This is a genomic window from Limimaricola cinnabarinus LL-001, assembly GCF_000466965.1.
GTDB classification, from domain to species: Bacteria; Pseudomonadota; Alphaproteobacteria; order Rhodobacterales; family Rhodobacteraceae; genus Limimaricola; species Limimaricola cinnabarinus.
On record NZ_BATB01000103.1, the window covers coordinates 1 to 7,420 of the forward strand.

Here is a 7,420-nt window from a genome sequence, read left to right on the forward strand (position 1 = left end):
GCGGGCCGTCATGCGATGTCCAGCCCTCGAAGGCGACCCCCGGCACCGCGCGCGCGCGGCTTCGAGCGCGGCCCGCGTCATCGAGACGGTGGCATTGGGGTTGATCACGACGATGCTCATCCGCGGCCCCGGCGCCCAAAGACCCATAGCCCCGCGAGACAGGCCCGATGATGGCGAGCGAGAACAGCGTCGTCAGCGTGCCGAGCGCGTAGAGCACCGGCGTGGTGACGTTGGTGGTCATGCCGAACACCTCGAGCGGCAGGGTGTTGCGGCTGCCCGCGGTCAGCAGCGTGCGGGCGAATTCATCGTAGGAGAGCGTGAAGCCGAACAGGGCCACGCCGATCAGCGATGGCGCGATGATCGGCAGCACCACATGCGCAAAGCCCTGCCACGCGCTCGCGCCCTGATCGCGCGCCGCTTCCTCGAAGGAGGGATCGAAACGGTTGAACACCGCGAACATGATCAACAGACCGAAGGGCAACGTCCAGGTGAGCTGCGCGCCGAAGCCCGAGGTCGCCCAATGCACCTTGAGACCCGCCTGGTCGAACATCAGCCCGACGCCGAGCGACACGAGGATCGAGGGCACCACCAGCGAGGCGACGGCGAGGTAAAATAGCGCACCCGCGCCGCGAAACCGCTTGCGGAACGCCAGACCCGCCAGCGTCGAGACCATGACCGTCACCGCCATGACCAACAGCCCAAGCGCGAGGCTGCGGCGAAAGCTGCCCCAGATGTCGCCCACCGCCTGCTGCGCAAAAAGCTCGCGAAACCAGTGCAGCGAGGTGCCGCGCATCGGGAATGTAAGGCCACCGCCCGGCCCCTGAAACGACAGGATGCCGATGGTGACGACAGGGCCGTAGAGGAACAGCACGAAAAGCGCGAAGAAGGCCGAGAGGACGTAGAAGCTACGCGGGCGAGAGGTCATGTCAAAGCTCCTTGCGGATATCGACGAAGCGCATCAGCAGCCCGATCACCAAGAGCACCGAGGCCAGCAGCACCACCGCCGTGGCCGCCGCAGACGGATAGGCCAGAAGCGCGATGTCATTGGAGATGAGGCGGCCGACATTAGCCGACTGGCTGCCCGACATGAAGCGCACGGTGATGAGATCGCCCATCACCAGCGTCAGCACGAAAATCGTGCCGATCATGATGCCGGGCTTGCACAGCGGGATGACCACGTTCCACATCACCTGCGCGCCGGATGCCCCCGCGTCATGCGCCGCCTCGAGCAGGGCGCGGTCGATGCGCATCATCGAGTTGAAGATCGGCACCACCATGAACAACGTGTAGAGATGCACGAAAGCGAGGATCACCGAGAAGTCCGAGAACAGCAGCCAATCGAGCGGCTGGTCGATCACCCCCCACGACATGAGCGCCGAATTGGCGATCCCTTCGCGGCCCAGAAACGGAATCCACGAGATCATGCGGATGATGTTCGAGGTCCAGAAAGGGATGGTGCAGAGCAGAAACAGTGCGATCTGCCAAGTCAGGCTGCGAATGTGAAAGGCGAGAAACCACGCCACCGTGAAGCCGATGGCCAGCGTCAGCGCCCACGTGATCGCCGCATAGCGGAAGGTGGCGAGAAACACCCGGCCCACCACTTCGGAGGAGAACAGGTAGGCGTAATTCTCGAGGGAGAACGCCGGGATGATTGAGAATTCGGTCGCCTCCCAGAAGCTCACCGTGACGATCACCATGATCGGCAGGACGAGAAAGACCAGCAGGATCAGCGCGAGCGGCGCGGCCTGCGCATAGGCCATCAAGCGCGGCCATTCGCGCGTGTGTTTCATGGCCCCTCGCACGCGGGCGGGGGCAGGATCGGCCAGAGCGGCGTCGGTCATGGACTGCTCCTGTTTGGGGAAGGGCGCGGGCGCGATCAATGCGCCGCGCGGGGGCATCAGGCGGCGATGAATTCGTTCCACTTGCGGTTCATGTACTGGTTCTCGTCCATCACCGAGTTCCAGCAGGCGACCCGGCCCATGCGCTCCTCGAAGCTGCCGCCATCGCGCACGTCACCGGCCTGTGCCAGCACGTCGCCGGTGGGGCTGGTGATCACATCGGTCGCGGGCTTTCCCTCGAACCAGTAGCCCCATTCGTTTTCGGACATGTGGGCCTTGGAGGTTTCAGGCACCGCCGAGTAATACCCCTGCCGCATCAGGTAGCCGCCGACCCAGCCGTCGAGATACCAGTTGACATAGTCATAGGCTGCGTCGAGCTCGATCCCCGACAGCGAGCTGGACAGGCCGATGCCGCCGCCCCAACTGCGGTAGCCCTCCTTCAAGGCTGGTAGACGCAATCGATGCCGCGGGTCTTGACGGCGGTGATGGCGGGCGACCACATCGATTGGATCACCACCTCTCCCGAGGCCATCAAGTTCACGCTTTCGTCGAAGCTCTTCCAGAAGGCGCGGAACTGCCCGTTGCGCTTGGCCTCCGAGAAGATCGCGATGGTCTTGTCGATCTCCTCGCGGGTCATGTTGCCCTTGTTGCCATAGGCGATCTCGCCCATCGCTTCGCAGACCATGGCCATGTCCATGATGCCGATCGAGGAGATGTCGAGGATTGAGGCGCGGCCCTTGAACTCGGGGTTCAAGAGCTCGGCCCAGCTCTCGACGGGGCGGCCGATCAGGTCGGGGCGGATGCCCAGCGTGTCGGCGTTGTAGATCGTCGGGATCAGCGTCATCCAGTTGGTCTGCTCGGCGGCAAAGCCCGTGGCGCCGGGCTCTTCGATGAAGCCCACGCTATGCGGCGCGGTACCTTGGGCGATCTCGCTGTCGGGGCCGAGCTTGCCGTCCTTGAAGATGCCGACGATCTTGTCGTAATTCGCGATCCGGCTCACATCCATCGCCTGCAGATTGCCGGTGGGCCAGACCTTCTTGCAGATCCAGTATTCGATGTCGGCAATGTCGAAGCTGTCGGGCTGGGTCGCGGCGCGCTGGGTAACGCTGTCGCTGTCGAGCGCGGTCATCTCGAGCGTGAAACCGAGATCCTCCTTCACCTTGTCGGCGACGGCGTTGAGGTTCGACACGCCGGTGCCGAACTGGCGCAGCGTGATGTCCTTGATGTTCTGCGCCCAGATCATCGGCGCGCCGAGCGTCGATGCGGCGGTGGCGGCGGCGGCGTTCCTGAGAAGCGCGCGGCGGCTGAGGCTCTTGGTCATGTCAGTGTCCCGGTTGTTCTGGTGTGTCAGGCGCGGATCGGATGGGCGCTGGCGGCGTCCCAGGTCAGCCCCACCGCCGCGCCCGGCGCGATGGGGGCATCGAAGAAGGCAGCCTCGGGCAGAAGCGCGGTGACCGTCCGTCGGCCTGCGCCGTGAGCGCGACATGCGCGCCCTGATATTCGACACCGGTCACGTGCCCGGTGAAGGCGGCCGCGCCAGGGGCGGCGAGCCGGATCGCATCGGCACGCACGGCGACGATGCCGCCGGGCGCATCGAGGACGTTGTGGCCCCCGATGAAGCGGGCGACGAAGCCGGTGGCGGGCCGCGACCAGACCTCGAGCGCGGGCCCCGCCTGTTCGATCCGGCCGGCGTTCATCACGATGATCTCGTCGGCCAGCGCCAAGGCCTCGTCCTGCCCGTGGGTAACGTGGATGAAGGTGATGCCCAGCTCACGCTGAAGCCGCTTCAGCTCGGCCCGCATGCGGATGCGCAGGAACGGATCGAGCGCCGAGAGCGGCTCGTCGAGCAAAAGCACCTGCGGCCGGGTGATCAGCGCGCGGGCCAGCGCCACCCGCTGCTGCTGACCACCCGAAAGCTGCGCGGGGCGGCGATCGGCGTGGTCCTTCATGTCGACCAGCTCCAGCATCTCCATCGCGCAGGCATTACGCTCGGCCTTGTCCACGCCCTTCATGCGCAGGCTGAAGGCGACGTTGTCGCGCACCGACAGATGCGGAAACAACGCGTAACTCTGGAACATCATCGCCGTGCCGCGACGTGCGGGGGGCAGGCGTGACACGTCGCGCCCATCAAGCACGATCGAGCCCTCGCTCACGCTTTCATGTCCCGCGATCATCCGCAGGGTCGAGGATTTGCCGCAGCCGGAAGGGCCGAGCAGGCAGGCATAGACCCCCGCGCCAAAGCGGTAGTCGATCGCATCGACGGCCAGCGCTTTGCCGTAGCGCTTGGTGAGGGATATCAGTTCGAGCTCGTGCGGCTGCATGGGCGGGCTCCTTCTTGTGTCCCCCGACTGCGTCACAGCGGGCCTCGGGCGGACAAGCGCGGGGGACCGCAGCCCGGCCGAAACGCCGGGCTTTGGCGTTTATTCGGGCACCGATGATACGGATTGGCGGCATTCTGGGCATCACATCGTATACAATCTATACGCTGATCGAATCGTATATCGCGCTCTGGGCGAGTGGCGCCCCTTGTGGCAGACCGGTGCCGAGGAGTGCCGCCATGACCCGGACTAGCCGCATCGAGCCCACCAGCGCCGAGATGATTGCCGACGGGTTGTCCCGTGCGATCCATGAGCATCGGCTCGGGCCGGGGGCCAAGCTGGGCGAAGACGAGATCGGCACAATCTACGGTGTCTCGCGAACCGTCGTTAGGGCGGCGCTGCAAACCTTGTCGCATCAGCGTCTGGTGACGATCCGGCGCAATCGCGGGGCCTTCGTCGCTTCTCCCTCGCCACGCGAGGCGCGAGAGGTGTTCGAGGCCCGCGCCTTGCTGGAGCCACGTACCGCGCAGAGCGCCGCCGAACGTGCCGAGCCGCAAGACATCGACCAGCTACGAGCCCATATCATGGCCGAGCACGCAGCCATCGAGGCCGGAGACAACGGCCGGGCGCTTCACTTGTCGGGCCGGTTTCACATCGATCTGGCACGGATCGCCGACCAGACGATCGTGGCGGGCTTCGTCGAGGAGCTTGTCGCGCGCTCGTCCCTGGTCATCGCGCTCTATTGGCGGCGCCAGAGCGCGCTTTGCGAAAGACACGCCCATCATGCGCTGATCGAGGCGGTGGCGGCGGGACAGGGCGCTCGGGCGGCCGAGCTCATGCACAGCCACCTTGTCGATCTGCACAGCGCGCTCGACCTGCGCGAACATTCCGTGCCCCCGGCCACACTGCGCGACATCCTGACCTGACGCACCGGCCTCGCAGGGCCACGTTTCACGCCTGCAAGCCCGATGCTGGCCACGAGCGCCCTTACTCTGACACCATTGCGGATCAACGGTTCAACCATCGCTCGTCCTAGGCATAACCCCCTCCCCCCCGCTTGACCTCACAGTCCCCGAACTGGAACACCGGAGGGACGACAGGCGCGAGGAGGAACCCATGCCAGACCACAGCGACATGCCGCGGCTCGACGCGGCGGCCCTCGCCGATCTCGTCTCGTGGCGGCGCGAGTTGCATCGGCATCCGGAGGTGTCGGGGCACGAGGCCGCGACGGCGGCGCGGGTCGCAGCACGGATCGAGGCCGCGCGCCCCGATGCGCTGCTGGCGGGGCTGGGCGGGCACGGGGTCGCGGCGGTGTTCGAGGGCACGGCCCCCGGCCCCGCGCTGATGCTGCGCTGCGAGCTCGACGCGTTGCCGATCCAGGAGACGGGCGCGCCGGAGTGGCGCTCGACCGTGCCGGGCATGGGGCATCTGTGCGGCCATGACGGGCATATGGCGATCCTCGCGGGAATGGCTGAAATCCTCGGGCGGCACCGCCCCGGCCGGGGCCGTGTGGTGCTCCTGTTCCAGCCCTCAGAGGAGGACGGCCAAGCGCGGCGGCGGTGATCGCCGATCCGCAGTTCGCGCGGATCGCGCCGGATTGGGCCTTTGCGCTTCATAACATGCCGGGGCTGCCCGAGGGCCATGTCGCGCTGCGACCCGGCCCCGTGGCCTGCGCCTCGCGCGGGATGCGGATCGCGCTTGCGGGCCGGACCGCCCATGCCTCGCAGCCCGAAACGGGCGTCTCGCCGATGGCGGCGCTGAGCGGGCTGATGCCGGCGCTGACCGGTCTCGGCGCGGGCGGGATCGACGATCCGGATTTCGCCCTCGTCACGGTGACCCATGCCCGGATGGGCGCGCCCGCCTTCGGCATCGCGCCGGGCGAGGCCGAGATCTTCGTGACGCTGCGCAGCCTCACCGACGCCGGATGGCCGGTCTCGTGCGAGAGGCCGAAACGCTGGCGCGGCAGGCGGCGGAGCGGCACGGCCTCGGGATCGAGATCACGCATCACGACGTGTTCGCCCATTGCGAGAACGCGCCCGAGGCGGTGGCCCGCCTCGCCGCCGCGCTCGAAGCCGAGGCCATACCGCATGGCCCCCAAGGCCAGCCGATGCGCGCCTCCGAGGATTTCGGCCGCTTCGGGATCGGCGCGACATCGGCGCTGATGCTGCTGGGCGCGGGGTTGGACCGGCCCGCCCTGCACAACCCCGATTACGACTTTCCCGACGCGCTGATCGAAACCGGGCTGCGCGGCTTCGTGCGGCTGACCGGGGATCTTCTGGGCTATGACTGAAACAGGTGCCCGGCCCGCTCCGATCGGGCGGCGCGGGCGTTTACCGCTCCACATCCGGGCGCAGTTCCGCTAGAGATGGGCGCGCGGGTTGCGCTTCGCCCCGACATGCCATGACGGCGCCGATCCGACAGGAGACCCCATGAAGACGATCTACGTGCTCAACGGCCCGAACCTGAACCTGCTGGGCAAGCGCCAGCCCGAGATCTACGGCCACGAGACGCTTCAGGACGTGGCGGCGCTGTGCGAGGCGGTCGCGGGCGATGGCTTCGAGATCCGGCTGCTGCAGTCGAACCACGAGGGCCAGATCATCGACTGGATCCACGAGGCGCGCGAGACCTCCTGCGGCATCGTCATCAACCCCGGCGCCTTCACCCACACCTCGATCGCGATCCTCGACGCGCTCAACGCCTATGATCCGCCGGTGATCGAGGTGCATATCAGCCAGGTCCACAAGCGCGAGGCCTTCCGCCATCATTCCTACGTCTCGCTTCGCGCCGACGGCGTGATCGCGGGCTTGGGCCTCGAAGGCTACGCCGCTGCCGTGCGCCGCATCTGCCAGCTGGCGCGGCAGGCGGGCTGAAACGCCACAAAACCGGCCGAGGCCCGTCCGACCTCGCCGCGATCCATCGATGCCAAAGGAGCCCCCTTGTGAGCGCGTACCTGCCCCCGAACTTCACCCAGAGCTTTGCCCCCGCCCCGACGCCCCAAGGGCCGCTGTCGGGGCTACGGGTCGGCGTGAAGGATTTGTTCGACGTGGCGGGATACGTGACGCGCGCGGGCTCGCACGCTCGCGCCGCACAGCCCGCCGCCACCCGTGACGCCGAGGCCGTGGCCTGCCTGCGCGCGCCGGGCCGAGCTGGTGGGCCACACCAACATGACCGAGTTCGCCTATTCCGGGCTCGGGCTAAACCCGCATTTCGGCACGCCGATGTCGCCCATCGTCCACGGCCGCGATCGCGGGAGCTCGGACGTTC

The 7,420-nt window shown here is 67.2% G+C and carries 7 protein-coding genes and 3 pseudogenes; 5 read left to right on the forward strand and 5 right to left on the reverse strand.

The genetic code is table 11. The annotated features are described in order from the left end of the window. Positions 1-116: 116 nt before the first annotated feature. The 4 genes and pseudogenes from MBELCI_RS17790 to MBELCI_RS17805 form a co-directional block, all read right to left on the reverse strand. Positions 117-925, reverse strand: a pseudogene (locus MBELCI_RS17790) (ABC transporter permease). 1 nt (position 926) lies between these two features. Continuing rightward, complete coding sequence (locus MBELCI_RS17795; RefSeq protein ID WP_045320467.1) at positions 927-1,790, reverse strand: ABC transporter permease; 864 nt, start codon at positions 1,788-1,790, stop codon at positions 927-929. A 107-nt stretch (positions 1,791-1,897) separates the two neighbouring features. After that, a pseudogene (locus MBELCI_RS17800) lies at positions 1,898-3,159 on the reverse strand (ABC transporter substrate-binding protein). Between the two features lie 26 nt (positions 3,160-3,185). Then, positions 3,186-4,159 (reverse strand): annotated as a pseudogene (locus MBELCI_RS17805) (ABC transporter ATP-binding protein). A gap of 236 nt (positions 4,160-4,395) precedes the next feature. Between MBELCI_RS17805 and MBELCI_RS17810 the strand changes: the two are divergent. Together MBELCI_RS17810 and MBELCI_RS22825 are read left to right on the forward strand one after the other, a co-directional pair. Next, positions 4,396-5,082 (forward strand): GntR family transcriptional regulator, encoded by a 687-nt coding sequence (locus MBELCI_RS17810; RefSeq protein WP_021695643.1) that lies wholly within the window; start codon positions 4,396-4,398, stop codon positions 5,080-5,082. Between the two features lie 190 nt (positions 5,083-5,272). Further along, entirely contained in the window at positions 5,273-5,719 is a 447-nt protein-coding gene (locus MBELCI_RS22825; RefSeq protein WP_369385493.1) for a M20/M25/M40 family metallo-hydrolase, read from the forward strand. A gap of 49 nt (positions 5,720-5,768) precedes the next feature. On the opposite strand, the gene MBELCI_RS22830 is transcribed toward MBELCI_RS22825, so the two are convergent. Next, complete coding sequence (locus MBELCI_RS22830; protein WP_369385494.1) at positions 5,769-6,071, reverse strand: hypothetical protein; 303 nt, start codon at positions 6,069-6,071, stop codon at positions 5,769-5,771. A 9-nt stretch (positions 6,072-6,080) separates the two neighbouring features. Between MBELCI_RS22830 and MBELCI_RS22835 the strand changes: the two genes are divergently transcribed. From MBELCI_RS22835 to MBELCI_RS22840, 3 genes are all read left to right on the forward strand, one after another. After that, a complete protein-coding gene (locus tag MBELCI_RS22835) occupies positions 6,081-6,446 on the forward strand; it encodes a zinc-binding metallopeptidase family protein (RefSeq protein WP_369385495.1) in 366 nt (121 codons plus the stop codon). A 139-nt stretch (positions 6,447-6,585) separates the two neighbouring features. Next, positions 6,586-7,026, forward strand: a complete 441-nt coding sequence (gene aroQ / locus MBELCI_RS17820; RefSeq protein ID WP_021695645.1) for a type II 3-dehydroquinate dehydratase — start codon at positions 6,586-6,588, stop codon at positions 7,024-7,026. A gap of 68 nt (positions 7,027-7,094) precedes the next feature. Next, positions 7,095-7,420 (forward strand): amidase family protein (locus MBELCI_RS22840; RefSeq protein ID WP_439645933.1); only part of this gene is annotated, 326 nt, incomplete at its 3' end.

Coding starts and splice junctions, on each gene's coding strand:
- MBELCI_RS17810 (WP_021695643.1), top strand. CDS start 4,396: ATGACCCGGACTAGCCGCATCGAGCCCACCAGCGCCGAGATGATTGCC.
- MBELCI_RS17795 (WP_045320467.1), bottom strand. CDS start 1,790: ATGAAACACACGCGCGAATGGCCGCGCTTGATGGCCTATGCGCAGGCC.
- MBELCI_RS22835 (WP_369385495.1), top strand. CDS start 6,081: ATGGCCGGTCTCGTGCGAGAGGCCGAAACGCTGGCGCGGCAGGCGGCG.
- MBELCI_RS22825 (WP_369385493.1), top strand. CDS start 5,273: ATGCCAGACCACAGCGACATGCCGCGGCTCGACGCGGCGGCCCTCGCC.
- aroQ (WP_021695645.1), top strand. CDS start 6,586: ATGAAGACGATCTACGTGCTCAACGGCCCGAACCTGAACCTGCTGGGC.